Annotated in this window: 27 protein-coding genes, 1 tRNA gene and 1 pseudogene; 8 read left to right on the top strand and 21 right to left on the bottom strand. The window is 50.9% G+C overall.

Annotated elements, in window-relative coordinates:
* Positions 1-126 precede the first annotated feature (126 nt).
* Positions 127-1,338, top strand: coding sequence for an asparaginase (locus tag SNR34_RS09780; RefSeq protein ID WP_486181787.1), 1,212 nt, complete (start codon positions 127-129; stop codon positions 1,336-1,338).
* Positions 1,339-1,486: 148 nt separating this feature from the next.
* Here the strand turns inward: SNR34_RS09780 and SNR34_RS09775 are convergent, their stop codons facing one another.
* A complete protein-coding gene (locus tag SNR34_RS09775; protein ID WP_486181786.1) occupies positions 1,487-2,119 on the bottom strand; it encodes an O-methyltransferase in 633 nt (210 codons plus the stop codon).
* Between the two features lie 216 nt (positions 2,120-2,335).
* On the opposite strand from SNR34_RS09775, the gene SNR34_RS09770 reads away from it, so the two are divergent.
* From SNR34_RS09770 to SNR34_RS09755, 4 genes are all read left to right on the top strand, one after another.
* The gene (locus SNR34_RS09770) at positions 2,336-3,484 is read left to right on the top strand and encodes a THUMP domain-containing class I SAM-dependent RNA methyltransferase (RefSeq protein ID WP_486181785.1); all 1,149 of its coding nucleotides are present in this window, start codon (positions 2,336-2,338) and stop codon (positions 3,482-3,484) included.
* Positions 3,485-3,824: 340 nt separating this feature from the next.
* Positions 3,825-5,786: an LTA synthase family protein gene (locus SNR34_RS09765; RefSeq protein WP_486182432.1), complete on the top strand. Its 1,962-nt coding sequence runs from the start codon at positions 3,825-3,827 to the stop codon at positions 5,784-5,786.
* Positions 5,783-6,214 (top strand): cytidine deaminase, encoded by a 432-nt coding sequence (locus SNR34_RS09760; RefSeq protein ID WP_486181784.1) that lies wholly within the window; start codon positions 5,783-5,785, stop codon positions 6,212-6,214. Before SNR34_RS09765 ends, SNR34_RS09760 begins: the two co-directional genes overlap by 4 nt.
* A 152-nt stretch (positions 6,215-6,366) precedes the next feature.
* Positions 6,367-7,098, top strand: coding sequence for a DsbA family oxidoreductase (locus SNR34_RS09755; protein WP_236418286.1), 732 nt, complete (start codon positions 6,367-6,369; stop codon positions 7,096-7,098).
* Positions 7,099-7,194: 96 nt separating this feature from the next.
* Here the strand turns inward: SNR34_RS09755 and SNR34_RS09750 are convergent, their stop codons facing one another.
* From SNR34_RS09750 to SNR34_RS09695, 12 genes and pseudogenes are all read right to left on the bottom strand, one after another.
* Positions 7,195-8,025, bottom strand: a complete 831-nt coding sequence (locus SNR34_RS09750; RefSeq protein ID WP_486181783.1) for an aldo/keto reductase — start codon at positions 8,023-8,025, stop codon at positions 7,195-7,197.
* 131 nt (positions 8,026-8,156) lie between these two features.
* Entirely contained in the window at positions 8,157-8,438 is a 282-nt protein-coding gene (locus SNR34_RS09745) for a hypothetical protein (RefSeq protein ID WP_236418297.1), read from the bottom strand.
* An 89-nt stretch (positions 8,439-8,527) separates the two neighbouring features.
* The gene (locus SNR34_RS09740; RefSeq protein ID WP_236418299.1) at positions 8,528-8,749 is read right to left on the bottom strand and encodes a YuzB family protein; all 222 of its coding nucleotides are present in this window, start codon (positions 8,747-8,749) and stop codon (positions 8,528-8,530) included.
* 20 nt (positions 8,750-8,769) lie between these two features.
* Positions 8,770-9,072: an iron-sulfur cluster assembly accessory protein gene (locus tag SNR34_RS09735; protein WP_236418301.1), complete on the bottom strand. Its 303-nt coding sequence runs from the start codon at positions 9,070-9,072 to the stop codon at positions 8,770-8,772.
* 145 nt (positions 9,073-9,217) lie between these two features.
* Positions 9,218-9,472, bottom strand: coding sequence for a hypothetical protein (locus SNR34_RS09730; protein WP_339277240.1), 255 nt, complete (start codon positions 9,470-9,472; stop codon positions 9,218-9,220).
* Positions 9,473-9,626: 154 nt separating this feature from the next.
* Positions 9,627-10,853 (bottom strand): M14 family zinc carboxypeptidase, encoded by a 1,227-nt coding sequence (locus SNR34_RS09725; RefSeq protein WP_486181782.1) that lies wholly within the window; start codon positions 10,851-10,853, stop codon positions 9,627-9,629.
* Between the two features lie 281 nt (positions 10,854-11,134).
* Positions 11,135-11,944 (bottom strand): glutamate racemase, encoded by an 810-nt coding sequence (gene racE, locus SNR34_RS09720; RefSeq protein WP_486181781.1) that lies wholly within the window; start codon positions 11,942-11,944, stop codon positions 11,135-11,137.
* A gap of 225 nt (positions 11,945-12,169) precedes the next feature.
* A complete protein-coding gene (locus tag SNR34_RS09715; protein WP_236418324.1) occupies positions 12,170-12,565 on the bottom strand; it encodes a YtxH domain-containing protein in 396 nt (131 codons plus the stop codon).
* Between the two features lie 151 nt (positions 12,566-12,716).
* Complete coding sequence (locus tag SNR34_RS09710) at positions 12,717-13,655, bottom strand: DUF4261 domain-containing protein (protein WP_486181780.1); 939 nt, start codon at positions 13,653-13,655, stop codon at positions 12,717-12,719.
* 24 nt (positions 13,656-13,679) lie between these two features.
* Positions 13,680-14,129 (bottom strand): DUF86 domain-containing protein, encoded by a 450-nt coding sequence (locus SNR34_RS09705; protein WP_236418330.1) that lies wholly within the window; start codon positions 14,127-14,129, stop codon positions 13,680-13,682.
* Positions 14,130-14,303: 174 nt separating this feature from the next.
* Positions 14,304-14,591: a Dabb family protein gene (locus tag SNR34_RS09700; RefSeq protein ID WP_236418340.1), complete on the bottom strand. Its 288-nt coding sequence runs from the start codon at positions 14,589-14,591 to the stop codon at positions 14,304-14,306.
* Positions 14,592-14,923: 332 nt separating this feature from the next.
* Positions 14,924-15,334 (bottom strand): annotated as a pseudogene (locus tag SNR34_RS09695) (phage holin family protein); the annotation flags it as partial.
* A 430-nt stretch (positions 15,335-15,764) separates the two neighbouring features.
* Between SNR34_RS09695 and SNR34_RS09690 the strand changes: the two are divergent.
* Positions 15,765-16,361: a helix-turn-helix domain-containing protein gene (locus SNR34_RS09690; RefSeq protein ID WP_236418347.1), complete on the top strand. Its 597-nt coding sequence runs from the start codon at positions 15,765-15,767 to the stop codon at positions 16,359-16,361.
* A 302-nt stretch (positions 16,362-16,663) separates the two neighbouring features.
* Here SNR34_RS09690 and SNR34_RS09685 read toward each other — a convergent pair whose 3' ends face one another.
* Positions 16,664-17,812, bottom strand: coding sequence for a sn-glycerol-1-phosphate dehydrogenase (locus tag SNR34_RS09685; RefSeq protein WP_486181779.1), 1,149 nt, complete (start codon positions 17,810-17,812; stop codon positions 16,664-16,666).
* A gap of 152 nt (positions 17,813-17,964) precedes the next feature.
* Here SNR34_RS09685 and SNR34_RS09680 point away from each other — a divergent pair, with 152 nt between their 5' ends.
* A complete protein-coding gene (locus tag SNR34_RS09680; protein WP_236418351.1) occupies positions 17,965-18,156 on the top strand; it encodes a hypothetical protein in 192 nt (63 codons plus the stop codon).
* A 62-nt stretch (positions 18,157-18,218) separates the two neighbouring features.
* On the opposite strand, the gene SNR34_RS09675 is transcribed toward SNR34_RS09680, so the two are convergent.
* A tRNA-Leu gene (locus SNR34_RS09675) sits at positions 18,219-18,303 on the bottom strand.
* 227 nt (positions 18,304-18,530) lie between these two features.
* On the opposite strand from SNR34_RS09675, the gene SNR34_RS09670 reads away from it, so the two are divergent.
* Positions 18,531-19,523 carry a Gfo/Idh/MocA family protein gene (locus SNR34_RS09670; RefSeq protein ID WP_486181778.1) on the top strand — a complete coding sequence of 331 codons (993 nt, stop codon included), beginning with the start codon at positions 18,531-18,533 and terminating at the stop codon, positions 19,521-19,523.
* 34 nt (positions 19,524-19,557) lie between these two features.
* Here SNR34_RS09670 and tet read toward each other — a convergent pair whose 3' ends face one another.
* From tet to SNR34_RS09640, 6 genes are all read right to left on the bottom strand, one after another.
* On the bottom strand, positions 19,558-20,934 hold the full coding sequence (tet, locus tag SNR34_RS09665; protein ID WP_486181777.1) for a Tet(L)/Tet(K)/Tet(45) family tetracycline efflux MFS transporter: 1,377 nt from the start codon (positions 20,932-20,934) through the stop codon (positions 19,558-19,560).
* Between the two features lie 30 nt (positions 20,935-20,964).
* Positions 20,965-21,027 (bottom strand): tetracycline resistance efflux system leader peptide, encoded by a 63-nt coding sequence (locus SNR34_RS09660; protein ID WP_445259785.1) that lies wholly within the window; start codon positions 21,025-21,027, stop codon positions 20,965-20,967.
* A 65-nt stretch (positions 21,028-21,092) separates the two neighbouring features.
* Complete coding sequence (locus SNR34_RS09655; protein WP_339277228.1) at positions 21,093-21,554, bottom strand: GNAT family N-acetyltransferase; 462 nt, start codon at positions 21,552-21,554, stop codon at positions 21,093-21,095.
* A 241-nt stretch (positions 21,555-21,795) separates the two neighbouring features.
* Positions 21,796-23,412, bottom strand: coding sequence for a sensor domain-containing diguanylate cyclase (locus SNR34_RS09650; RefSeq protein ID WP_486181776.1), 1,617 nt, complete (start codon positions 23,410-23,412; stop codon positions 21,796-21,798).
* Between the two features lie 142 nt (positions 23,413-23,554).
* Positions 23,555-24,214, bottom strand: a complete 660-nt coding sequence (locus SNR34_RS09645; RefSeq protein ID WP_486181775.1) for a spermidine synthase — start codon at positions 24,212-24,214, stop codon at positions 23,555-23,557.
* A 202-nt stretch (positions 24,215-24,416) separates the two neighbouring features.
* Positions 24,417-25,319, bottom strand: a complete 903-nt coding sequence (locus SNR34_RS09640; RefSeq protein ID WP_236418387.1) for a LysR family transcriptional regulator — start codon at positions 25,317-25,319, stop codon at positions 24,417-24,419.
* Positions 25,320-25,498 lie beyond the last annotated feature (179 nt).

Genomic DNA, 25,498 nt, shown 5'->3' with positions numbered 1-25,498 from the left:
ATCTTTCAATTTAACCGCTTTCCTTATGCAATCTTTAGTTTGTCATATTTTCTAACACATAATACAATAACCCTACAATCATTACATAATACCTCACACACCATTGACCTGAAGGAGCGTGTTACTATGACAAAACGTTCAAATCTTCGCCCTTGGGCTGTATGGAGCACAGCCGCTTTGACAGCACTGACCATCTCCTTATCCCCAATCGGAACTTACGCAGCCTCTGCCGCCATCGTCGAAACGAGCGGTACGACGGCTCCCGTGCAGACGACATCGTCCACGCCGGCGCGCAACACAACCATTCCTCCTGTCACTGATGCCGCCAAACAATCCCAGCTGCCTAACGTTCTCGTCATCGGTACAGGGGGAACCATCGCCGGCCAGTCCAAGGACGAAACCAGCTTTCAAAACTACAAAGCCGGTACGCTGGCCATAGCCGATATGGTGGATTCACTGCCCGATAAACAGAAGATCGCGGATGTCAATACGCTCCAGTTCGGCAATTCCGGTTCAGGCTCCTATACCATGGCCGATCTCTATGATCTCTCGCAATCCGTAGACGAAGCGCTCAAACAATATGACGGCGTTGTCGTCACGACAGGAACGGATACCATGGAGGAAATCGCCTATTTCCTCGATTTGACGGTCCAAAGCGACAAACCGGTAGTGATCACCGGATCGATGCGGCCATGGACGGTGATTGGTTCCGATGCGCAGGCCAACTTGTACAACGCCATCAAATTGTCCGCGAGCGGTCGCACCACTTCCTTCGGCACCGTGCTCATGTTGAATGACACCATTCAACTGGCACGCGGCGTAACCAAAACGAACGACTATCGCACAGACACCTTTGAAACCCCGATGCTTGGAGCCGTCGGTTACATCGATGAAGACAACATTCGCATATACCGCGCACCTTCGCGGGCCATGCAGCCTTCCGGGGCAGGCAAACCGGTCTTCGATCTGAGCAAAATCAAAAAATCCGACCTCGCCAAGGTCGAGATCGCGATCTCTTACCAGGAAGCCGGAGGAGAAGCCATCGAAGGCTTCGTTAAAGGCGGAGCCAAGGGCATCGTAACGTCAGGCACCGGCGCAGGCGGCATTTCAAAAGCGATGGGTCAAGCACGCACCAAAGCGATCGAAGAAGGCGTCGTTTTCGTGACGACAACCCGTACAGGCTCGGGAAGCGTATACGGGGGCAGCGACGGCATCATCGCCGGAGACAACCTTAGCCCGCAGCAGGCTCGGATCTTGCTGATGCTCTCCCTCTCGTTCAGCAGCGATTTCGATACGATCAAGAAATGGTTCGAAACCTACGGAACGCCTGAAGTATAATAAGGATACGCCGATTCCGGCCAACCCATAGACGATCTTAATGAACATGCAGCAGCCATCATACATTTAAAAAACCGTTCAAACCCGCAGAAAGACCACGCCCTCAGGAAGAACAGGCGTGGTCTTTCTTAACGATGTACCTATTTTTTCACTTCACCCAGGCCAAGGCCAAACCATCGTAATCCGGCAGCATCGTGGTCAGGAGGCGCGGGTCGCTGGCCATCTGTTCGTTGAAACGGCGCACGGCGAGCACGGCCGGGCCTTGCTTGTCCGGATTCAACGTACGGCCTCGCAGGAAGCAATTGTCGCCTACGATGACCGTTCCCGGACGGGCCAGCCGGATTGCGTAATCGAGATAGACCGGATAGTTTTCCTTGTCCGCATCGATGAAAACGAAATCGAACGTGCGCCCTTCCTCTTCGAGCCGCTGCAAGCTGTCTGCGGCAGGACCGATGCGATACTCCACTTTATCTCCGAAACCGCCTTCTTCCAGATGGCCTTTCGCCATCGCTGCGTAAGCTTCTTTCAATTCGAGCGAGGTCAGCTTGCCGCCTTCCCCCAAGCCGCGGGCCAGGCAGATGCCGCTATACCCTCCCAGAGCCCCGATTTCGAGAATGGCCGAAGCGCCGGATGTTTTCGCCAGGAAAGTCAGCAAACGGCCGTACGCCGGGGCAATGGACACTTCAGGCATCCCGCTCGCCCGAATGGCCTCCTTCACTTTCAACAAGAGCTCATCCTCTTGATATAATTGATTCACATATTCGTCAGGTGTCAAATTCACCGCAATATCCTCCCTCGGACACTTGGACCGCTTTCCATCTGCATGCCAATGTTCTATAATGAATGTTTGTTATTGATACAGGCGGTTAAGCTTGAATACATACCGCATTACTCATTGTAAGTTTTTTCACGGCAAGCGGCAAGGCCGCACCGTCTACTATACGGCATCGGAAAGGCATATTTCCTTCCAGCCTGAAATGGAGTTGAATATTTAGCAATGGCTCAATTGCAATTGATCGCCACCTCGGCGATGGGGCTTGAGGCGGTCGTCGCCAGGGAACTGAAAGAACTAGGATACGGGGATGTCAAGACAGAGAACGGGCGGGTCACGTTTACAGGGGATTACATCGACATTTGCCGCTGCAATCTGTGGCTGAGAAGCTCGGATCGGGTGCTCGTCAAAATGGGCGAATTCGATGCGACCACATTCGACGAATTGTTCGAAGGGACCAAGGCGCTCCCATGGGAAGAATGGATTCCGGCAAACGGCGAATTCCCTGTCGAAGGGCGTTCCCACAAATCCCAACTGAGCAGCGTGCCCGCGGCCCAAGGGATCGTCAAAAAAGCGATCGTCGAAAAACTGAAGCTGACGCATCGCACGGAGTGGTTTCCCGAAAATGGCGCGAGATACGTGATCGAGGTATCTCTTCTCAACGATCGCGCCCTGCTTACGCTGGACACGACAGGTGCAGGGCTCCATAAACGCGGGTATCGCAAACTGGTAACGGAAGCACCGCTCAAGGAAACGCTCGCGGCCGCGCTAATCCAGCTCAGCCGTTGGAACGTGAATCGCCCGTTCTATGATCCGTGCTGCGGTTCGGGCACGATGCTCATCGAAGCGGCCATGATCGGCTGGAATATTGCGCCGGGACTGCGCCGTTCCTTCAATGCGGAACATTGGGGCGTCGTTCCGCCAGAACTGTGGGAACAGGCCCGCGAGGAAGCCTTCGATGCCGTTCAAGACGACGTGCCGCTGCAAATTGCCGGCAGCGATATCGATCCGGAAGCCATCGAAGTCGCCAAAGCAGCCGTCAAGAGCGCCGGCTTCGCCAAAGACATTCAGCTCAGCGTGATGCCTGCGCATCGCGCAAGACCACAGGGAGAATATGGCGTGTTAATGACCAATCCTCCTTATGGCGAACGTCTTGGCGACGACAAGGAAGTCGAGAAACTCATTCGTTCTCTCGGACGCTCCGCCCTGGAAATGCCGACATGGTCCTTTTTTGCGATCACGTCCACCAAATCGTTCGAGCATTATTTCGGCCGGAAAGCGGACAAACGGCGCAAGCTGTTCAACGGACGCATTGAGACCCAATTTTACCAATATCTCGGCCCATTGCCTCCGCGCGGACCTAAACCCGAATAAAACGAGAGCATGGTTCGGTTGGCACTGCGATCAACCGCAATCGGTGCAGGTCCCTCTTAGCCGGCCCTTGCCTTCCTCAGGCAAGGGCTTTTTTCGTTCCGCTGCGGCACCGATGATCGCGATCTTCTCATACCTCGCCCCCCTTGAGAGCTCCTCCACATATCCAGACACAGCGTTACCCATCCTATGAATGGGAGAGATAACCTTCCGTCTATTTCCGCCCGGTTGAAATGGAGTGAGGCCGCGCTATAATGAATGGAGTCCCGTTTTACACTGCGTTAACAAATGAATTTACAGGAGGAACATCATCGTGGTCCTTACCCGGTCAACACCGAGCGGCATGCTGCGCAAACTGCTGAACCATCCGCTGACGATTTACCTTGTGTTTCTGGCACTCATCCTATTCAAACTGATCTGGCTGCATCACAATCTGCATGCATACAACATTACGATGGACTTTTTTGACAAAGTGATCGCCGTGGGTTCCCTGCTGCTTGTCTCCTTCTGGACCTGGTGGCTTCCGCCCAAAGGCAGAATGGCAGGACTTGTCCTGCTGCACCTGTTCCTCACGGCGCTGATTTATGCGGATATGGTCTACTACCGGTATTTCCAAGACTTTTTGACCATTCCTGTGCTTATGCAAGCCGGACAAGTCAATGCGCTGGGAGACAGCATCGCCACGCTGCTTCATGTTAGCGACATCTTGTTTTTTGCCGACTGGCTGCTCGTCATCCCATATGGCATCATCGTTCTCTTTGGTCGTCGCTCTCCACGGCATTACAGCCTGCACGCCTTCGAGAGCTCTTCAGTTCGAACGAAAGGGACTCGCAGGCAAACGCGCATTCGCAGATTCGCGTCGGGCTGCATCGCCCTTGTGCTTGGACTAGGCCTGGCTGTCGGGCCAATTTATTATTACAGCCAGACCTGGGCAAAAGGCTTGTTCGACAATAATTGGTGGAACGTATCGATGTACAACGTGACCGGTCTGATCGCCTTTCACGGTTACGATCTGTACAGCTTCGCCCGGGACCACATCGGTTCAGGAACGGAAGCCAGCGAGAGCGAACTGCAGCAGGTTCGTTCCTATTTCTCGGTTCGGCAAGAAGCCGGTTCGCCGCAGGACGAGTGGTTTGGCAAATACAAAAACAGCAACGTCATCATCGTGCAGGGCGAGGCCTTCATGAACTTCATGATCGGACGCAGCATCAACGGCCAGGAGATTACGCCCCATTTTAACGAGCTGATGAAAGAAAGCCAGTACTATAGCCATTTTTACCACCAAACCGGCCAAGGAAGAACGTCGGATGCCGACTTCGGCGCCAACATTTCGCTGCATCCGCTGCCGTCCGGCTCGGTCTTCGTTCGCTACGCCGACCATACGTATGATTCGCTGCCCTCCATCCTGAAAGATTCAGGGTACAGCACCAACGCGTTTCACGCCTATGAGAGCGGCTTCTGGAACAGGTATACGATGTATCGAAATATGAAGTATGACCGATTTTACAGCAAAAACGACTTTGTGGAGGATGACCCGCTCGGCTGGTCCTTATCCGACAAGTCCTTTTTCCGTCAATCTGTCGAAAAAATGAGCGGCGAGGCCGTGGCCCCGTTCTATTCGTTCCTGATCACGCTTAGCAGCCATCACCCTTACTCCCTTCCGCAGAATAAACGCCAACTGGATGTCGGCGAATTCGAGGGCACGATGCTCGGGAATTACTTGCAATCGGTCCATTATGTCGACGCCGCACTCGGCAGCATGGTAGAGGATCTTAAAAGCCGCGGCTGGTGGGACAATACGATATTTATGTTTTACGGGGATCATGACAATTCAATCACTGAACAGGATGATTACGAGAAATTTTTGGGCCGCTCGTTGAATGCATTGGACATGGAACAGATCATGAACGAGGTGCCGCTGCTCGTGCATCTTCCGGACGGCGCAGGCGCAGGCACCATCGACGCTCCCGCAGGACAGCTCGACATTACGCCTTCGGTGCTGCACCTGCTCGGCATCCCCGATCAAGCATATTACCACATGGGGAACGACCTGTACTCCGGGTCGCCGCGGACGGTCGTGCTGCGCAGCGGCGCATTTACGGACGGCTCGTTGTTTTACATCCCCTCGGACGACTACCTGTTCGAGAACGGTTCATGTTACGATATAAGCACAAGCGCACCAACAGGCATCAATGCATGCCGCCCTGGACATGAAGAAGCGCAGAAACGATTGCAGGTGTCGGATACGGTCATTACCTATGACCTCATTCCGCGCTTGCGGCAGGAAAAAGGAGAACCCAAATGACGATGAAAACAACCATTGAACATCATTCCATTGAACAAAAGCTGTACGATGAGGCAACCGCCTTTGTAAAACATCGATATCCCCAGGGTTGGGGAGGCGCAGCTGCCGTCTACACCGAACAAGGCTCGGTCCTCATCAGCGTTGCTCCCGAAGTGATCAATGCCGCGACCGAATTGTGCATGGAGACCGGAGCCTTTCTGGAAGCCCACAAGCTCAACGAACGCGTCACCCATTCCATCTGCGTGGCCCGCGATGACGAGCAATCCGAATTCAAAGTATTGACGCCTTGCGGCGTTTGCCAGGAACGGTTGTTTTTTTGGGGAGAAGACGTCAAAGCCGCCATCTACGATCCGGAGGGTCGGTTAATTTACAAAAGGCTGGATGAGATTCAGCCCTTTCATTGGTTCAAAGCCTTTCGCGACCAATAAAGCATCCCTCGGTGAATGCAATGTGCCGAAGCCGCACCTCGCTGCGTGTTTCGGCATTTTTTGATTCAAACGTCCGCAAGGAAACTTGCGAATACGGATCGGCTGTTTTATAATTGTAACCAAAATAGTTTCAACTACATTGGAGGTCCAACATGAATATTGAAATATGGTCTGACTATATGTGCCCTTTCTGTTATATCGGCAAGCGCCGTCTGGAGCAAGTCCTGGAACAATTTCCGCATCGTGGCGACGTTACCGTTGAATTCAAAAGCTTTGAGCTCGACCCGAACGCCGAATTGAACAGCGGCAAATCCAACACCGACTATTTGACGGAAAAGTATAACATCAGCGCCGAGCAAGCCCAGGCCATGAATGCCCAAATGAATGCCAATGCCAGAGCCGCGGGGCTGGAATACGACATCGACTCGATGGTTCCGACCAATTCCTTCGCCGCTCACCGCTTATCTCAATGGGCCGGCACCCAAGGCAAAATGCTGGAACTCAGCGAGCGGCTGTTCCAAGCCGTATTTATCGAAGGCAAAGATACAGGAGATCATCACACGCTGATCCAACTCGCTGAAGAAGTGGGATTGGACGGCCAGGAAGCCGCTGCCGTGCTGGCGAGCAATCAATACGCGGACCATGTGCGGGCGGATCAAGCCGAAGCTGCGCAGCTGGGGGTTCGCGGCGTTCCTTTCTTTGTCATCGACCGGAAATTCGCCGTCTCCGGCGCACAACCGGAAGACGTATTCCGAAACGCGTTGCAAAAAGCCTGGGATGAGCGTACTCCTTTCACTATGGTGGAGTCTGCCGGAGACAACACTGCCGATGCAGGTCTCTGCACGGATGAAGGCTGCGAGCTGCCCCAAAAACCTTCGAACTGAACGTCGACGAAAAAGCAGCAGGACTTGGCATACTCCAAGGCCTGCTGCTTTTATATCGATGAAACTACGTTTCCCCGAAATGCCGTCCATGTCAATCTAATCCCAAAACAACTGGTCCGGATGCGGGCCCGTTCGCTTGTCGGCATCGAGTGCATCGATCAAACTCAGTTCGTCCGGCGTTAACTCAAAGTCAAAGATGTCGGCATTCTCGCGAATGCGCTCCGGCGTAACCGACTTTGGAATCGTCACGATCTGATTCTGGATGTCCCAGCGCAAGATGATTTGCGCCGTGCTCTTCCCGTACTTCTGGGCTAACGCCTTCAGGGTCGACTCCTTGTCCAGCTTGTTGCGCATGATGGGACTCCATGCAACCAACTGGATGCCATGCTCCCCGCAAAAATCCTGCAATTCCTGTTGGACCAGACCAGGATGCAGCTCGACCTGATTTACCGCAGGCACAATTCCACTTTCGTCCATTAAGTCTTGCAAATGATGAATCTGAAAATTGCTTACGCCGATAGCTCGTACACTTTTCTCATGATATAGACGCTCGAAGGCTCTCCACGTATCCTTATACCAGTCCCTGCCAGGCCAATGGATCAAATACAAATCGATGACGTCCAGAACCAGCGCCTTTTGGCTCGCCTCAAACGCACGAAGCGTTTGGTCATAGCCCTGATCCTCATTCCACAGCTTGGTTGTGACAAACAACTCGCTCCGGGCAATCCCGCTGCCCGCAAGCGCCTGTCCCGCTTCTTCCTCATTGCCGTACACGGATGCAGTATCCACGCTGCGATAACCCACTTCCAGCGCTGTCTCCACCGCTTCCTGCACTTCTTTTCCTTTGGCCCGATAAGTCCCCAGGCCCAGCCAAGGCATCGTGACTCCATTGTTCAGTATGGTGCAATCCGTAATATGTTTTGTCATCCTATACCTCCCGATTGGAATTAACCCGCTCTTGGTCTATTAACCTCCTCGCGAAAAATGAAGCGGTCACCGGGCGCAAAAAACCCGCAGGAAGCATTCTGCCCTGCGGGTTCCGGTGTGACAGGAACGAATTATGAATTCCCTTGGCCGCTCTGGCTGCGGATGGAGCTGAATCGTCTCTTCTCCACGGCCAACATCTCTTCGGCAAGCTCGACGCCCTGACCTCCCAAAGAACGTTCGGCTTGACGCATCGCCTGCTCGGTATGAGCCAAGCGCCGTTCGGCCTGTTCGATGGTTTGCTCGGTCGGATGGGACATCGCCTGGGAAACGGCGAAATGCAGTTTGTTGACCGCATTTTGCGCCTGAGATACGGTCGTATTGGCTTGCAAGCTGGAATCGTAACGCTTCGGCATGAATACACCCTCCTTGGGAATCATGTTCCTGTTACCCCTTTAGGATGGATTAGGTTTATCCGCCTTATGCCCTTTCGCGCCCAAAACCATTATTTCACGAATTTTGCAACCTTCTCCAGCACTTCTTCTTCCGTAGGAGCGCTAATGTAACGGCCATTGACGAAAACAAATGCACGTTTGGCGCAAGGTCCGCAATACGATTTACACCCCACCTTGATTTCGGTGCCTGGAGCCATTTTCTCCAGTTTAGGTACGATCGATTTCAATTTAATATGCCTGCATTTCTCGCAGACGCGGATATCGTTAGCCATGATTTCCCCTTCTTTGCGCCTTAATGGTCGCCGTGATTGCCTTTGGAAGGGTTCGTAATGACAAATCCCTCTTGCGGGAAATACAGATAGTCAATTTTAACGCCATCCAGCATCGGCTGATCTTTCTCGAGAATTACGTCGATCTCTTTATCCGTAGACACGACTTCGTCGTGATCTCCCGGGGTATCCAGATCGAGCCCGTAATGGGCGTGATCGCCATGGGCGTGAGTAATGACAACCCGCAGCTTTTTCCCTTCATTCTCAGGCTTGTCCAATTCAAGCTTCAATACTTTGGCAGCATTGCGCGTAATTTTGCAATTCATCTGTTCATCTCCTATATCGTAATTGCTGGATCCAACAATTGCAGCATTTTCGAAACTCCAGCATCTATTTTAAAGAAAGTTAACCCGCTGTGCAATAACATTGATGCAAAATCGTGCCATAATGCCCCATTTGCGGCAATACTCTTTATTTTGAAGCAGGCGGCAGCGCCGGATATTTACGTTCGGCCCGACTGACAAACCAGTTCATCAGCAAAAGCGTCACGCCAATATCATCGATCGGCATAAAAGGCATCACGTCGGGAAGCACCCAATACAACAACGCCGGCACGGCAAACAGCAGTTTTTCCCAGAGCGGAATCTCGGGGGCCCGCAACAAACGAGGCAATCTCGTGAATACCTCTCCCCACCGCTTAAATGACAACAATCTTCTCCATTTCATCGACATGACCTCCTATCCCTTCCTTACCCGAAAGCACAAGACCCTGCACCACCCATGCTCTATGGATCAGGAAGCTGAATTGAAAAAAACGGATCGCGGTGTGCGGCATCCGTTTTTTTCGTTACGGAAATGAAACCTGAAGGTTTCACCCGTTTTACGGCGTCCCCTTTTTCCCTTCGCCGGAAAGCAATTCTCCGAGCAGCATGCCGATCTCCATGCAAAGATCATCAAACTGCTCCACCGGGAGAGGGTTCACGCCTAATCCCATTTCAACCGTAAAGCCCGGCCTGCCGAACTTTTGAATGAACCAATCCTTGTATCCTGCATCGCTACCGCTAAGCCTCACGGCTTTGTATCCGGATGCTTTGGCCAACCTGCGGGATAACCAAACACTTTCCACAGGCTCCAGATCGCGATAATTCCAGTAAATCTCCTTGCCTTGACTATGGAGGGCTACAACCGCCGAAAAATCATGCTGGTCCGTCCATTGCGCCAGGGCCAGAGCCTCCGGTTCGGACAACGGCGTTCTCCCCGCATAATCGCGCGGCCCAGGCGAAGCCACCCCTCTCCTGACCACCTCTTCTTCCCAGTAAGCCGGAAACTGGTCATTCAGATCCACGCCTCTAATGTTTGCTTTCCAATGCCTGAAATCGGCACGGCCCGCATTCCATGCAAGCAGTTCATCGGCATAAGGGTGTCCATTCACAACACCTTCCTGAACGAGCTCCACCCCATCCGGATTCACCATCGGCACGATCCAAAGCGTCGTTTCCTTAAACCATTGATTCGGGTAGAAACCATACCAGGAAGAACCCGTGCCGACGACAGCCGCATACTGCTCAATAAACCGCAGCAAAACCGGAGTCGTCAACCATTCGTTTGCATGAATGGAGGCATTAACATGAAAATGCCGGGCTCCTTCCCCGATCCGCACATAATGCAGCGGTTTGCCCATCACACTCGTACCGATCGTGCCCGTATGGATAAATGGATAACGTTTCTCAAGCTCCCGAATGTCACGGTTCATGTCACGGTACCCATATTCACCCTGGATTCTGATTATAGTTTGGCCCGTTGCATCCGGAATATGAATGCAGTGTCCGTGCCAATCGTCCATTTCTGCAATATTGGCATTTGCGTTTCGCAATTCAGCCTCCGTCATCCCGAAGCGCTTCGCGATTCCGCTTGCGGTTTCTCCAGGCTGAACCGCATAGCGACGCCCCGTGCCCGGAATGATGCGCAGCATCTGTCCTGCCAACAAGTAGGGCTGGGCCGCGGCCTCCGGATTAAGTGCTGCGAGGTGTTCCCTGGTCATGCGATGTACGGCAGCGATGCGGGATATCGTGTCTCCCGGCTGTACGATGATCCATTTCGATTCCATGCGCTCCCCTTTCCCGGCAGGAAGCCCTTGATGTCTGACCGTCGCCCCTGCCGTCTTCTCCTGATTAGCTGCAGGCTCTCAAAACATCACGAATCGCATGCAGCATGGTTCATCATGCTATTGCATAGCATTGATAATGTATATGCGCATGAAGTCGTCCGACATGTGGTCGCCATGCAGTCATCGACGGGTCGGCATGAACGCACGACAAAGATCCCGGAGCCTCATGGCCCCGGGATCAATCGCACCCCTTGTCGCAATGATCGAGAACGTCAAAATGGTTATGATAATTGCGTGACCTGCCATACTACTGGCGTTTTGGAGATCTGCTCTCCCAGCCATTGACGGGCAATATTCTGAAACATGCCCGGGTCTCCCGTGCAGAAAAATTGGTGTACCGGAATCTCGTCTCCGCTTGCCAGTTTTCGTTTATCGTACAAAATCGTGCTTATTTCCCTTGCGGTCTCATCCGCTGAACTGATCAGCTTCACGTCCTGACCGATGACTTCCTGAATGGTATCCATCAGAAACGGGTAGTGGGTGCAGCCGAGAATGAGACAATCGAGAGGCTCATGCCTGAGCGGATCGATGGACCGCTTCACGATGCCGGTCGTCTTGACGGAGCGGAATTCCCCCTTCTCCACCAGCGGCACAAGATCCGGGCAGGCCTGGCTTACCACTTCGATATAAGGGGAAAGCTCTTTAAGGGCCGCCGTATACGCACCGCTGCTGATCGTGCCGATCGTTCCAATGACTCCAATCTTACCTGTGCGCGTTGCCGTAATGGCCGCCCGCGCTCCGGGATGAATGACGCCGATGACCGGAATCGGGACCTTGGCCCGGATATAATCCAGAGCTGCCGCCGTAGCCGTATTGCAGGCAATAACGATCACCTTTGGATCGAATTGGATCAAAAAATCTACAATTTGTTCTGTAAATTGTTTCACTTGTTCGGACGAACGGGGTCCGTACGGTGTCCGGGCAGTATCTCCAAAATAAATGATCTTTTCCCTGGGAAGCTGACGCATCACTTCCTTCGCGACCGTCAAACCTCCGACACCGGAGTCTAATATAGCGATAGCTTGTTGCACGAACACACCGCTTCCTTCTTCGATTAAAATTGTTCTGAAATGCATGTTTGCCTGAGCTTTCATCCTACTTTATGAGTTTTCGGGCAAAAAGGTACCTACATCTTACCCGATTTCATCGTCGGCTTCAAATTCCGGATACAACCCCCGACTGGGGTTTATTCCCTTCCGCACAGCAAAGCAGGCTCTCCTCTGAGGGAAAGCCTGCTTAAACCCAAGCCTTTTTGCTTAATTCTGGTTTTTCGACTCGTCTTCGGGAAGCTGGAGGGCCGCATCCTTGCCAATCTCATCAACCTCTTTTCCAGTCGACAGATGATCTTCTGAGGCTGGATTAGCAGGGATCGCCGAAACCAGCAATTCCTTGGAGCTGCTGCCGCTCCGCCATGATTGGATATCATGGATCACGACATCAGCCGCTTCTTTGACTTTGGACACGAGATTCGTGCCCTGTTCGCCCACTTTGCTGACCAATTCCTGGCCTTTCTCCGTGACTTGGCGCGCACCTTCCGAAATGTCCTGACGAAGCTCGCGCCCAGATTTCGGAGCAAGCAGCAAAGCTGTCACCGAACCAACCACCGAACCAATTAACGCTCCCCATAACAGGCTTTTGTTGGAATCCTTCACGTTGCATCTCTCCCTTTCGAATTGTCGTTACCGATTTAACCCAACATTTTCGTTTCGCTAAACCGGGCGAATGCCTATTCCGTTGATGCATTATAAGCAGCACCGGTTTGTCCTGACACTCCCTAAACAAAAAAAGTTGGAGTACAAGCAACTATGCCTCGGCCTTCTCTCCAGGCTGAAGATCAATGACATAGCGCCCCGGCGCAATCAATGCCGCCTGGCGCTCGCACCGCCAACGCCTGCCGCCGGAGGAGCCCAGCAGCTGTCCATTTTGAAGCACATCGCCTTGATCGAATATGTAATAAGCTGCCCCGAGAAGCGTTTGGGCAACCGTATCCGGATCAATTCCCGTGAAATGACATTGGACATCGGGTATGCCGAGCGCGGAAAGTCCCACCGTGTCCATCACAAGTTCACGTTGTTCCTCGTCCCCGCCAGCCTGATACATCCGCACGTTCATGGCGCCGTACAGATGCTCTTCCCTCTCCTGCGACTGGCGATAAGCCGCTGGTTCAACCACTTTGTCGCTGCCGTACCAATAGATCGCCTCGCACGGCAGGACCTCAAGGATCGCCTGGAGCGTTTTTTGAAACAATTCCAGCCGCTGTTTCCGCGGCATCGCCGCCGCAAACATGTCATGCAGCCGCATGGAATATTCGGCAGACGACACAGCCCGCTCTGCTTCGGACCAATGCCAAGCCTGCTGAATCGCTCCTTTAAAACGGGAACGATCCTCGATTTTCTGCACGGCGAGAACACAGGTTTGCGAAGGAACGGCCCCTTCCTCAAAAGAAACCAGATGGTCCAAGTGATAGAAGACCAACAACTCTTCCTTGTACTCCGGATCCGGCTGCACAGCATTTTTCTCTCCGGGGAGTTCCTGATCCCCCGCGGTTTCGCCCTGATCATGGCGCTGCTTCACGGCTAACCGAACTTGACCGGTATACCGGCTTATCGCATCATGCAGTCGGCGGCGATCGACATGCGGCGGGGTTTTGAACAGCAGCTCCACCATATATACGGGATGAAATCCCGAAGTCGTTTTTGCGCTTTCTTTTTCTTGCAAAAGTTCGTTGCTTTCATGCATCATGCTGCTTCCCTCTTCCTTGTGCTGCTAACCCTTTGCCTGCACGTTTTGAAATGGACCGAGTTCCCGGTCCACGTAATCGGAGACGTGTTCTGCAAAACGTTCGAGAACGTCCGGCAGCTCCCGGCTTAACGGATGCAGCTCGGACCGATTCCAGCTGAAGTATTCTTGTACTAACGGCTTTCGTAGAGCAACAAGACGGCTTAACACCTCATATGTCGCCGTATCGAACACCTTTTCCTCGTGATTGATCGTGATGATGTCGTCATAACTGCTTGCATCCCGCATAATAAACCCGTCTATAAGGTAACTTCCTACATCGGTCACGATTTCGATGGCCAGATGCAGGCATCGTTCCTGAACCAAGCCGAGCACAAGCCCGCCATCCCACGAATGTACCGCATGACGAAGCCCCTCGGCGATTTCCGGCACTGCAGCCAACCTATGGGCAATCTGCTCTCTGTTTACGTAATACAACACGTTCACCTTCTGTTCCCTAGATTATCGGTTCCGCTTGCCTCTGCGCTTCAGCCAGAATAGCATGACTGGACAAGCGATCAGAAACACGATAAAAATGTACAAAAATTCCATAACGTCTCTCAAATCGCTCATATCCAGTCCCCTTTACTTCTGTAAATGGAATGAAAAAGATCAGATTTCGTAATCCACCGCAATCGATTGTTCTCTTACTTCGTTCATGTATTTGATGACTTCCTGATGTAATGGGTGGACCTGATACGCCTGCAAGTCTTCCAAAGAAGCGAATTCCGCTGTAAGCGAAATGTCAAAAGACCTGTCCGACCGCAAAACATCCACGCCAACCTCCAGGGAAATCAGGACGTCGATTTTGCCTTCCAGGTTTCGAAGGACTTGCGCAGCGGCTTCAATATTCTCCGGAGAACGCTCCTTCATTTTAAAAAGAACAATATGCTTAATCATCGTAGACGGCTCCTCTTCTGCGTATAATCCATATCCTTGCGTAAATCCATCGTTGATCCACGGGTGCTTCCTTCTTAAGCGGAAGATCGGAGCAACGTTGCTGTATTCAAAATATACCATAACGTTTGCTATTGTAAAAGGATACTGGAAACGTTCTCCCAGAGAATACGAGAAGCATTTCAGGCAGGGATTTAGTTGGACTCGTCCGAGTCCTTCACGTTCTTCGCTCGTTCCGACTCGGGCAACCGGGATTCGGGCTGCTTCTGGTCAGAAACCGGCGGTTTGGCTTCGCTCTCCGACTCAGACTTGGCGCCAGACCGTGACCATTCCTGATCCGAGATGCCTTCTTTCTTTTTCAGTACCGTAATGGCCTGACGAAGTTTCTCGGGCAGCGGAAGACCGATTTTGGCATAATTTTCCGTAATCGAAATCAGCTCGTTGACCAAATAGAAATAAATCGCCCCGCCCTTGATGATATCCATTCCCATTAACAGATCGATCCGGTGAGCGAGAAGGATGACCGTGAGCATAAGCCCCTTGCGGGCAAGCCCCCAGAAACCGACATTACTGTTCAAACCGGTACCCGACCTTACAGCTGCAGCAATACCCGTAATGTAATCTATGGCCATGGCAACGGCCAACAGACTGAGCAGCTGATCCCATCCACCAAAAGCAAACGTAACAATAGCTCCTGAAATGGCTGCAAAGGTATTCACGGCTGGTTGCACAATGCTCCCCCCCATCTCTTGATCCTCTGTACAAGATATGCACGGTTAAGAGATTTTGACCAACCAGTTGCCTGGTGCAAACCGTGGAAATGCGATTGCCGATTTGCGCATAATCACATTAAAAAGTGAAAGGTGAATCCGGAAAACATTGGCTAATAGAGGTAAACAAACCGCATCATATCAACAAAAATTCGGAAAAAGTAAAATAGTCCTAAGAATAGTCTTATAGAATCATTTTGATGTTTCTACAGCTTCTTTTAACTCTGAAAATTTAGTGAATCATTGTAATCTAGGAATATACTAGGAAGTCCACGGGCAAACTTCTAGTCCATAACTCCCCCCCGGCCATGCGCCATCGCGGTTCGCGTTTGCAAAACGGTGCACCTGGCACTTGAAAGTACCCCTGTTCTTATTGTAGTATTTGTTTAAAAAAATCGGAGGAAATATGCCTAATCAACCAGAACAACATTCCATCCAGGCGTGGTCTCTGATCAACCGTAAATACTTGGGTAAAGGCGTCCGTGTGAAACGATTCCGCAAACCGACACGCTGTCAAATCCGTAATCGCGTTCTTCTTGCCGTGCTGATGGCCAATGACATCAAGTTGTCCCAGCTGGCCGAAGACCTGTCCATTTCGTCCCGGAGCGTAAGCGCTTGGGTATACGAAGGGCGGATACCCGGCAGTACCAATCTGGACAAGGCCTGCCAATTGCTCGGCTACCCGCGCCACATTCTTTTCAATGAAGAAGTCGTTCGCAAAAGCCCGGTAATTTGCCAGCCTGAGCCTTCCCGTTTCATGAAGCGTACGGTGACCCGTTCTCCGGTTAGCAACCGTATTCTGACAGGCTTATGCATGGTCCATGATTTGTCGGTGACAGATGTCAGCCACTGGATCGGGGTTCACCCCGGCACTTTTCGCAAATGGCTGCATCAGGGAACGCTGCCTTCCGCTGCGTTTCAGGAACAGGCGGAACAATTTTTCCGCATTCCAAAAACGATATTGTTTGCAGATGTCATCTTGAAAGATCGCCGCAGCAACTAAATGGAGCAGACTGTCCGGGTGCAGTGCACCCTGCGACAACCAATGTCACCTTAAATACAGAAAACACGGGTATATGGCTGAAATGGCCAAATCCCGTGTTTTTTGTTTTGTCGATTTTGTTTTGTCGAGCAATTCAACTTCAATAACCTGAAGCCTGTTGTGAATAATACATACAAAAGTCTGATTACACACAATCCAAAAAAATTTGTTCGACCATAAATTAAAAATAAAGACAATTGTACGTACAACTAATAGAAAGACAAATAACCCCGCCATCGCGAAACAAATGTATCTCGCACCCGTTATTTGGAACAAAGGACTTCGTTCATATATTTGAGTCCCGTATAGCGATCACGAAGCGTATGCGCGGTCGCAAAAGCGCGTTCCACCATCTCCGGAGAAATGCCCAGTTCTTCCGTTGTGGTCGGCCCGCCAACTTGTCCCAACCATGCAGACAATTGCTCCTGTTCGGGCAATGAGTGGTATACCTGAAAGGCTCGCTCGTTTGTTGTACGTACAAGCTCCTTGTATTTCCCCGTCAACAACGCACAAGCCACACCCACTTTGGCCCCGTGCAAAATCGGTTTGCGACCCAGCTCCATCAGCTCCATCTCCCAGCGATGGGATACATGATGCTCCCCTCCGGAGGCCGGGCGAGAGTGATCGATGATCAGCATCGATATGCCTGACATGATCAATGCATCCATCAGCGCAGTCACGCCTTCCTGACTTCCCTCCGCAATCGCATCCACCTGATCGATGCACGCGTCCAATGCCTCTTTGGTCATCCGGTATGCAACAGGGCAGAATGGCTCTCCTCCAAGATCGCGGGATACTTCCCAATCGGCAAGGGACGTAAATTTGCCGAGCATGTCTCCGAAACCTGCTGCCGTCATCTCTTGGGGTGCCGATGCAAACACGTCGATGTCGGCAAAAATGATTTCCGGCGGAACCGCTTGAAACGTTTGCTTTACCCCGTTTACGATGAGCGGCGCTCCCGCAGACGTAAAACCATCCACCGATGCTGCCGTTGGAATTGACAGAAACGATTTGTTCATTTTGGCGCACACGATACGAACGACATCGTGAATCGTCCCGGAACCGATCGCAATGATCGCTTGACTTCTCTGCTGCACGCCCAAAAGCAGCTGTACGATGGCCGCCTCGTCGGCAATGACATCTCCGGCAGCCGCAGGTCTCAAACAGATCTCATCCACCCGGTTTCCCACTGCTCGAAGGCTCCGCACCACGCCAAAAGCGGCAATGGGCCCCGTATTCGCATCATAAACGACCGTCACATGATGATATGACTTCCGGCTCAAATAGTCAGGCACCTTGCGAATCGCACCATGCTCCATGACCACCTGGATTTCCACCGCACGATGCTCATGTCCGCAATCGCATTCCTGGGCTCGGCTGTTCCAGTCCGCAATTCGTTCGTTCATATTCATTCTTCCATCCTCCTGTCCTGGGTTCATGCATATTTCTTCGGTTAAAGCGCACAATGAAAACAAGGAAAACGATGTTATATTTTTCCTGATCACACTTTACCGCTAGTTCTGCTACTTTGCAACCACTTACCACAACAGAAGCAGGTGAATCTATGAAATTCACGAAGGACATCGGCATCGCCCTCGGCTTTCTTGCCGGCACGACGCTGGGCAGCGGCATCTCGTTCCTGTTCCGTTTCCAGCCAAACCACCTTATGGGCACGGTCGCGATTTGCGGTCTGGCCGGCGTGATTGCCGGCCTCTGGGCAGCAGATTACTTACAGCAGCAGACAAAACGAAGTTGAGTTGAATAAACAAAAAAGAATGGAAGAATTGCGTGTGCAACTCTTCCATTCTTTTTCTGAGATGCGGTCGAGAGGACTCGAACCTCCACGGGGGGTTAGCCCACACGGACCTGAACCGTGCGCGTCTGCCAATTCCGCCACGACCGCATAATATGCAGCTTTTTCATTGATGTGAAAATGCTCCGGTCAAACCATTGCTTGTTTCACCGTAATTAAGAGTATACAGGTTATTCTACACGATTGCAATATATTTTTGTATCAAAAAAAAGGACATATGTCCTTTTTAATCGAATGCGAACCCGCTATCTTAAAACATGATGTCATCAAGATCAGCCAAATCATGTACAAATCAAATTTTCAAGGAGAGATTGGCGTTGCCTCAGACCAAACTTTGTTTTATCGGAGCAGGATTCCATGCCACCACCAACATCCTGCCCGCTGCCGTAGAAGCAGGAGCCAAGATTCAGGCCATATCCACCCGCAGCATCGAACGTTCACGGGCCGCGTTGCTTCGATTCGGCAGCGAAGGCCAAGCGTATGACAACGCGCTCGAAATGCTGCGCAACGAAAACTGCGATGGCGTCGTTGTCGTTGCACAGCCGCATGACCAGACGGCTCTCGTTCGCGACTGCATTCGTGCGGGCAAACATGTATACGTAGATAAACCGCTGGGATGGAATGCCGCCGAAGCGGAGGAATTATCCCGCTTGGCCGAGGATGCCGGCGTTGTGCTCATGGTTGGTTTCATGAAACGATATGCTCCCGTTTACATGAAATTAAAAGATTTGATCGACCGGCGCGAATTGGGACAAGCCCGTTCGTTTCAAATGCGCTTCGCCGTGGATTCCACGCCGTTTTGCGAAGATGAAGAACAGTTCATTAAACTGGCCGCCATTCACATGGTCGATCTGATGCGTTTCCTCTTCGGCGAAGCGGTAGAGGTAACGGGAACCCGGGCCACCACGGGACGTCAAATCAACCAGAGCATTTCCATCGCGTTCGACAGCGGCGTAGCAGGCAGCATTTATTTTACCGGCATGAGTGCATGGTCCCGCGAAAGCGAAAGCCTGCTGGTCACCTTTGATAACGGGTTTGCTTCTGCGGATGAGATCAACACCCTGACCGTGCACTCCTCCCGCACTTCATCGAATATCCCATGGAAATCCCTTGAAGAGCAGGATACTGTCTTCACTCCTTCAGCCTCGCCGATGTCCGGTGCATACCGCGACCTTTATTTGCGGGGATTCGTGGGCGAAATGGCCCATTTCATGGCATGCTGCCGTACCGGAGCAACCCCTCTTAGCAGCGGGAAAGACAACATTGGCACGATGGCGTTATGCGACCGCATATTGACATCGATTCTGTAGGTTTGGCTGTAGCGGTGGACCGAATTGGCCTTTATTATATATTTCTCTGAGTTCGCTTATAGATTCTTATGGTAACCAACCAGCTAATGATCATGATTCCCAGAAAAAGCAGGAGCATATTACTATACAAATACGCAGGCGGTTCCTTTATTGTAGGCAGCAGCCTTCGATCTAGTAAACGGACGGATAATAATCCGCCAACGATCGCAATACCCGTTCCCTCTGATAAGAAGCTAGTAAAATTGAGCAAGCTCATTCCGGCACCAGCATCATTTTGTTTTAAACTGCTTGACACTATTGTAGAAACAACGGTTTTAGTAAATGAAAGCCCACCAAAAACCAAAACCAATACCATGGTCATAACCCATGGTGCTGCTTCTGCAAATAAGGCAGCGATCAAAAAACCGATGGAAAGTAAGGCAACTCCCATGGTCAATACAACCAAAGGACCTTTCCGATCAACAAGCAATCCTCCAATGTAACCGAAGAGGATGACACTCATCGTTCCGGGAAAAATAATCCCGCTTCCGATTGCCGCAGTACTTAACTGGTGAACATCTTTCATCATATAAGGGACCATGGAGACAAAACCTGCTGCCGTACCGAAGATTAGCCCGCCACAAAGGACTCCAATCATGAATGGAATATTTTTACCCGATGCAGGATCGACAAAAGGGTTTTCGGCTTTCTTAATATGTTTTACAAATATCAGGAAAGAGAGAATGCTGAGGACAAGAAAAGAAATTGTATATGACGTTGTAAACAGCATAAAAAATATAATGCCTAGTGACATCAATATACTCCCCGTCGTATCAAAATAACCTTTGGTTCCTTCATCCTTTTTCAACAGTTTTGCAAGAAACGGCACAGTGATTATCGTCATCGTTGGGATAAGCAGCAAATATGACCAATGGATGTAATGGGCAATCATTCCACCAATGGCCGGTCCAACCCCTTCCCCCATGGCGATTATGGATCCGATAAGACCAAATGCTTTACCCCTGTTTTCTTTCGGGATATCGCGCGCAACTACAACCATCACGAGTGCGGGAAATGCGGCTGCACCCGTCCCTTGAATAAACCGTGAAAGAATAAGGATGGGAAAGAACGAGTGACCAACAAAACCGATTACCGATCCGAAGCAATTGACGATAATCCCAAACAAGAGCAGTTTTTTGATGCCCAGTTGGTCCGATAACTTTCCATATACCGCTGTTCCAACCGAAAAGGACAACATAAAAGCTGTATTCACCCAGTTTGTGCTCGCTGGAAGTTTATTCGAATCATTGGCGATATCAGGCAATGAGACGTTCAGAACCATTTCATTTAATACGCTAAAAAAAGAAAGCACACAAAGCCAAATTAAAATGGGGTTGTGTCGCAAAGTTGATTGTGAATGAGATGTATTCACATTCTACCTCCAAACATGAGGCAGCGTAGTTTATAGGGTCAGTGATACGCTCCCTTCTTCGGTTTGTACCCTGTTATATTTATTGCACTTCATAAGTAATCCCTCCACATAAAATTAATTATATTTATCATTTTTAGTTGCTGCTCTTCATTGTCGCTCTATGCTTGAATATCGGAGCAATACCATAAAGAGTAGTACCCGTCTTCATCGGGAGCTTCGTTTTCCAATACAAAACCGGCAGACTGAAAACATTTCAAACAAGCGACGTTGTCAGCTTCGATCCCCGCATACCACTTATGAATCGTCCTGAGCTCGGGGAGCTGCATTGCTTTTTCAAGCATTGCCCTGCCATATCCCTGGTTCCTGACGGATGGTTTGACTATGACGGCAATGCTGCCCGTATTTTGCTCATCCTGCTCGAGCATAATTATGCCCACGACTTCTCTCTCCGCATACGCGATCCGCACGTGATAACCGGGATGCCGTTCCACATGCTCGTACCATTCACCTAACGGAAGCATTCCCTCCAATCGCTGCTGAACCTCTGCATCTTTAAACCAATCCTCCAGCATCGGCAGATTGTGTTCCGTAAACGGCAATAGTTTGTCAACCCATACCACGCTAATCCCCCCTTATCCGCTTGCATAATCGTCCGTTAAGATACCTTATGTAATAGCTCTTGCAGACTTGATCCATCGTTTTCCTTCATTCAATCTATTATAAAACTCTTTTCATCCAAGGTCTAACTCATCAACAACGCCTAGTCACCAACGAGGTTCAGAGCAAACAGCAGGACGTGCAGGCCGATCTTCACAGAAAGAAGCCGACCCCGTTCGTCCGGGATCAGCTTCTTTTTTTTCGCTATTTTCGCAAAGCCTTTATCGTTACGGTACGGTTGCGTCCCTCTTCCTTTGCCCTGTACAAGGCCGTATCCGCGAGATGAAACAGCTCGCTCGCGGACGAAGAATGGAGGGGATGCTCGGCGATGCCTGCCGAAATCGTCACTTGCCGATCCACTGGCATAACGCTGCCTGCAACCGAAACGCGAATGTTCTCCGCAATCTGATAGGCCTCTTTGGTATCTGCATCACGAAGCAATACCACGAATTCCTCGCCCCCGAATCGCGAACTCACATCCTCCGGGCGCACCGATAACCGGATCAGGTTGGCGATATGCTTCAATACTTCGTCACCTGCATGGTGCCCATACGTGTCGTTAATGGATTTGAAACGGTCGATATCGAGCACCACGATTGAAAAGCGGATGCCTTCGTCCAACCAATTCTGGATGACCTCTTCAAACGTTCTGCGGTTGGTCATTCCGGTCAAAACATCCGTTCTTGCATCATAAGTGAGCTGCTCCCTTTGCTTGCGGAAATTGGCCAATGCCGACAGCACCGTACGATTCAGCAAGTCCGCTTCCCGGTTCCAATGCGGCTTCATGATCGGCAAGTCCACTCTCCCTTGATCCACCTGCTGCACCAGATCGGTCAGCGATACGAATGGACGAGCGAGTTGTCTCGCAACACGAATGACGATCAGGGTCAGCAGCAAAAAAGGAACGGATGTGTACAGGATAAGCAGCCCGATTTGATGATTCAACTGGTCATATACGGTCTGGGTCGGAGATACCACGACCACTCCCCAATCCGTTGTGGGCACCTTATAGTAACCCGCGAGAGAATCGACGCCAGCCAGATTTCTGTATTGTGCCTTGCCCTTCTCGTTGTTCAGCAGCTTGGAAACGACCGTATTGCGGCTAATGTTCTCCCCGATTCTCGCTGTGTCGGGATGATAAATGAGCGTGCCTTTCGAGTCCACGATGAAAAAATGAGATCCTTGACTTGTTTTCATCTGGCTTCCGAACAACAGATTCAGAATATTCTGATCCTGCAAATAGATGTTGCCCCCGATCATTCCTTTGAATTTGCCATGCGCGTCAAAGACGGGTTCGCTGACAAATACGATTCTGCGTTTCTTCCGGGGCGTCTTGTACGCTTCAGATATGTACGGTTCCTGTAATCGGAGCGCTGTCTTTGCAGCCTCTGACGAAACATGGTAACCAACCGAATCGGCCGAATACGGCGATATGCTAAGGACAAGCCCGTCCGAATCCACCAATGTCATCGAGTTGAAGTAATTGCTGCTGTTCTTGATCAGGTCCAGTGCGGAATTCAGCTTTGGCGAATCAGAGTAGTCGATATCGGCGAAATACCTGGCATCATGGGCCAGATTGTTCTGCATGGATTTGAATAGCGCATCCAATGTATTGCTCATCTGCACGGCATTCGAATAATTCAAGGATAACGTTGTGTTGATCAAAGATTGTTTCTGGGAAGTGTACGACGATATAAACATAATGGTTAACGTCATCAGAACCGAAATCGTAACGAGCCCACCGAGCAATGCGGTGAGACTTATCTTTTTGAACGTCCTGATCTTCCTCCGAAATCTGGATGCTGCATTCTGTGAAATCATGATTGTTCCCCCGAAATTTCATGAAAGGCATATCGTAATATTTTACACGAAAGTTGTTAAGAAGGTATGACTATTTCGCAAACATTTATCATCCATGATGTCCGGCATTGCCGCCGGGCCATTCCAAATCCAATAGGAGGTTTTACAGCCAATGATCTTCATTTTGAATGACATGCCCTTCACCAGGCTGCTGCTCCACGAACCCGGCCATTTGCCGCGCCTGATAATGAATTGCGGAGTCGCTTCCGGCCAGAATGCGATTCTGGATCTCATCGCCGGATTCCGTCGGCAAAGCAAACAGGCGTGTGCGTTCAAAATGTTCCGAAAGCGTAGCACAGATGGCATTCACTTGCCTGTCATTGCCCGATCGTCCAAAAACGTTCATCAATAACAGGCCATTCGGTCGCAATCTGTCCTTCACCAAACGAAAAAAAGAGCTGGACATGAACTGTGCAGGCGTACCTGCTGCCGTAAACGCATCAACGACGATTACGTCGTACATCCCCGAAGGTTGCTGTTCCAGCAGTTCCCGTCCATCGCCCACAATGACATCATTCGCCTCGTAACCAAAAAACGTCCTGCTGATTTCAACCACTTCGGCATCCAGTTCAGCCACCTTGAGCCGCCGGTTTGCCAAATAGGCAGACAATGTGCCGATGCCATGCCCTATAATAAACGCCGTCTCGAATTCCGGATTGTTCCGTTCCATTAAATGAACCATCGCTCGCGGGTACTCCAGCACCATTCGGGCAGGCTGCTCCAGATCCATCGCTCCTTGAACGGCCTCGCCTGAAAATTCCAAAACCCGAAATTGCCCCTTCTCCCCGTAAAGTTTCTTGATATCGTATACCACCAAGTCATGTTGTTCGCTCCGATTCCGATATAACACTCGCACGTGTGACGTTCCCTCATTCCGCTAAATATAAGTACATTACTTCTATTATAACAGTCACTGGATGCTCCGCTCCATCAAAATGACAAAAACCGTTCCAACCGGGAACGAATCAGGAGCCGATCGCTTCATGCAGCGCATGGACGTATGCCTCGCCCAGAATGGACAAGGAGGCGCTTTTATGGCGAATCCAGCCTACATTGATCGACTCCTCGCACTCCAGCGGAACCGGAATAATCTCATTTCCGTTTAAATCCGAACTTAACACGCCCGTAGAGATCGTATACCCGTTCAGCCCGATAAGCAGATTGAACAACGTCGCCCGGTCATTGACCTGTATGCTTTTGGGATGAGAGAGCGTGCTTAATATTTCTTCGGAAAAATGAAACGAATTGTACTCCCCCTGGTCAAAAGACAGGTACGGGTAATCCCGAAGCTGCTCAATCGTTACGGAAGCTTGCTTGGCAAGCGGATTGTGAATGCTGATAAATATATGCGGTTTCGCCGTAAACAAGCTGTTGAACTCCAACCCGGCGTCTTTGAGCAGCTTGTTGATGACTTTGGCATTGAACTCGTTCAGGTACAAAATCCCGATCTCGCTGCGCATGCTGCGCACGTCCTGAATGATCTCGTACGTTTTCGTTTCGCGCAAGGCAAGCTCATACTCCTCATGCCCGTATTGCCGGACCAAATTCACGAAAGCATTGACCGCGAACGCATAGTGCTGCGTGGATACGGAAAAATGCTGCGGAGACGGCTTGGCATTCAGATAACGATTCTCCAACAGTTCGGCCTGCTCGACGACCTGACGGGCATAACTAAGAAATTCGACGCCTTCCTTGGACAATGTAATCCCCTTGTTGGTTCGTTCAAAAATAGTAATACGGAGCTCCTGCTCTAATTCCCGAATCGCGTTCGACAAACTGGGCTGCGAAATAAACAGCCGCTTGGCCGCTTCGTTCATCGAGCCGCGCGTTGCCACTTCGATCGCATATTTTAATTGCTGCAGCGTCATTCCTGATTCTCCCTTCAAACGTATCCCAGTTCTCAGGGACATCTCAGGCAAAAAACCGTCCACATCCCTCTTTATCATAATAGCCTTAACCCGCCATCAAAGAAAGAACCCGAAACTTACAAACCCAAGGGCGGTGGGTCACGGCACGTTCTCCCAAAAAGCGTCGCCAGAATGTTTTA

Source organism: Paenibacillus sp. XP01 (genome assembly GCF_057364885.1).
The sequence above is the reverse complement of the archived record's forward strand: the minus strand, read 5'-3'. Positions and strand labels throughout refer to the sequence as shown.